Source organism: Mycobacterium sp. TH-M11 (assembly GCF_057473725.1).
In genome coordinates this window covers 1-2290 of record NZ_JBYCLD010000029.1, presented here as the reverse complement: position 1 = coordinate 2290, position 2290 = coordinate 1, and the positions used below count along the sequence as shown (strand labels likewise).

At 63.5% G+C, this 2290-nt stretch carries 4 protein-coding genes; all 4 read right to left on the bottom strand.

All coding sequences use genetic code 11. The features are described from left to right. Positions 1–1262, bottom strand: a 1262-nt coding sequence (locus tag AC2VOG_RS01310) for a WXG100-like domain-containing protein (RefSeq protein WP_486938109.1), incomplete at its 3' end; no start/stop codon positions are given. A gap of 75 nt (positions 1263–1337) precedes the next feature. Further along, on the bottom strand, positions 1338–1625 hold the full coding sequence (locus AC2VOG_RS01305) for a WXG100 family type VII secretion target (protein ID WP_486938108.1): 288 nt from the start codon (positions 1623–1625) through the stop codon (positions 1338–1340). 3 nt (positions 1626–1628) lie between these two features. Next, positions 1629–1931, bottom strand: coding sequence for a WXG100 family type VII secretion target (locus AC2VOG_RS01300; protein ID WP_486938107.1), 303 nt, complete (start codon positions 1929–1931; stop codon positions 1629–1631). 51 nt (positions 1932–1982) lie between these two features. Continuing rightward, positions 1983–2290 (bottom strand): LpqB family beta-propeller domain-containing protein (locus tag AC2VOG_RS01295; protein WP_486938106.1); only part of this gene is annotated, 308 nt, incomplete at its 5' end.

The following is a 2290-nucleotide window of genomic DNA, read 5'->3' as shown; positions in this document are numbered from 1 at the left end:
TCGGCGCGGGCCACCTGGGCCCCCTCCTCGCCCACCTTGCCTGCAGTCAAACCGGTCTTGGCCTCGGCCAAGCCGGGAATCAACACCTGCGCAGCGTTGCCCAGGTTGTCGCCCAACCCGACCAACGGCCGGTCACTCGTCCAATCCTTATAGTCGACAACACCTTTGACGACATTCAACAGATGACCTTCAGCCTTCTGGACGCCTTCGGGATCCAGCATCCCCAGAGGCGTGGACACCTCCAGCATGTCCTTGCCCAGCGTGACCATGCCCTTGGCCGTATCGACCGGATGGGCCAACATCGTCGGGACGGACTGCAATACCTCTAATCCCGACTTCGCTATTCCCTCTTCGATGTCGAGGTAGGAGTTGAGGCCACTCGCCAAGGCGTTGCCGACGTGATCACCGAAAAAGTGAGTGAATTCCTTGCGATCCCACGCCTCGAATTCGCGTATCAAACCGTCCATTCCGTCGATCAGCAGTTGAAAGCCGGAAGCAAGAGCATCCAACTCGCGACCGAGGGTATGCAAGATTGCCGAGATGTCATGGCCGATCTGCTTGAGGTCGTCGAGCGGGTTGTGTCCACTGAAGATCGCGCCGAGTTCGTCGAGAATCCCGGACACACTCAACCGGTGCAGCAGATCCCGGATCGCGTCCTGCGAGCTCTGCACTTCGCCGGCGAACGAATCCAACGATGCGGCAAGCGAACTACACTGACCGCCCAGATCGTGGCTGCCTTCGGTCAATGTCTTCAGAGCGCCGGTGATACCAGCCAGTTCAGGAATGTCGTGGTCCGCCACGCCCGCCAGACACCCGCCGGCATCACCCGACGCGGCGGATATCGCCGTGCCCAGCGCACGCCACGCGTCGGCGGCAGCCCGCATCGTCGCCGGATTGCCATTCGGCCACGACCCACCAACGAATTGCTGAACTATCGCCCACAAGCTGGGCTGAGTAATTTCCGGGCCCGACTGTCCGGAGATCCCTGATGCCGTATATCTCGTTGGTTGCGCGGGCACCGGGATGGATTCCCCACCCACGCCAACCGTCGACGCAGTCTCACTGCACGCATAGTTATGCGCCGACACCTCGACGCCGTAGCCCACGTTCCGGAAGGCGTTCACCGCTGACTCGGCCGCCGAGGTCAACGCCTGTGCGCCTTTGCGGTAGTCGGTGAAGAACGCCAGGCCCGCCTCGTCGGTACCGCACATCAGCCCCGACCCCGTCAGCGCCGACTCCAAGGCCGCCAACGATGCGACCAAGGCATCGCCTTGCGCACCAACAGATTTCCCTGATGCGGCCAACCGCGCCGGGTCGACCTCGTACCCGCCCACGGGCTAGCCCCAGTTACGCAGATTCACTTGCGCCGCGCCGTGGTAGTTCTCGTGTGCGCCCTCAGCGACCTGCCGCAAATCAGCCAGCGCCCGCCGCATCTCGGCCACGCCCTCCGTCCACCGCTGCTGAGCAGCAGCTTGCGCCTGCCCACCGCAGCCATCCCACGTCGCACCCAACTGGTGCTCAACCGCCGCCAATTGCGCCAACGTCTGTTCCATACGCTGCTCGAACGACGACATCTGATCAGCAGCGGCCAACAGCGCCGCCGGATCCACCTTGAATGCGCCCATGACCTATATCCCCGACGCCGCGATACTCGCACCACCAGCCTGATCAGTGCCCGAATAACCGCCGGCCGCTGACTTCAACAGCTCCGACATCGTCATCAGACCTTGGAGCACTTTCGACGATCCCTCATGCCATTCGCGCCACACCGCGTTGTACGCGGAGGCTGCTTCACCGGTCCAGGTGGAACCGAGGATCTGCCTGACTTCGCCATCGAGCGACCCGAGGCCGTCGCGCAGCTGTTGTGCAGCCGCGTCGAACTCGGCCGACACGTGCGCAAGCATCTCCGGGGTAACCCGCAAATCCGACACGAGGAAAACCCTAACGCAGCCGCACAGCCTCAACCGTCACCAAATTCGGCCTTACCCCGGCATCACCGGGATCGCGCCGCCCGCCATGAACGCCGGCACGTCCAGCCAACCCGACAGCCCCTCGGCGCCGGACATAGACAACTGCATCACACCACGCGGATCGGCGACGTAGACCGTCGACGGGTTGGCCGCGATCACCCCGACCGGCTGCTGCAAATTACCGCTCGGCGCATCGGAGTTCACCCCGTCGATGTTCACATAGGACACCGGAAACACGGCGTCGTTGCGGCTCACCGCGATGTCTTCGTCGGTGCGCCAGGCCAACGACACCACCGAGGAGCCCAGCCCAAAACCGAGCC